Annotated in this window: 1 protein-coding gene; it reads left to right on the forward strand. The window is 62.0% G+C overall.

Annotation, left to right across the window (positions count from 1 at the left end):
• Positions 1 to 17: 17 nt before the first annotated feature.
• Positions 18 to 221: porin (locus EN781_RS33985; RefSeq protein WP_189348004.1), on the forward strand; the 204-nt coding region annotated here is incomplete at its 3' end.

Genomic DNA, 221 nt, shown 5'->3' on the forward strand with positions numbered 1-221 from the left:
TGACTGGAGGTCAGAAAATGAACATCAAGAGCCTTCTTCTCGGCTCAGCTGCGGCCCTGATCGCAGTTTCCGGTGCGCGCGCCGCCGACGCCGTTGTCGTCGCCGAGCCGGAACCGGCTGAATACGTCAAGATCTGCGACGTGTACGGCTCGGGCTACTTCTACATCCCCGGCACCGAAACCTGCCTGCGCATCGGCGGCTATGTCCGTTACGACATCGGC

The organism is Mesorhizobium sp. M4A.F.Ca.ET.090.04.2.1 (assembly GCF_003999085.1).
Classification (GTDB): domain Bacteria; phylum Pseudomonadota; class Alphaproteobacteria; order Rhizobiales; family Rhizobiaceae; genus Mesorhizobium.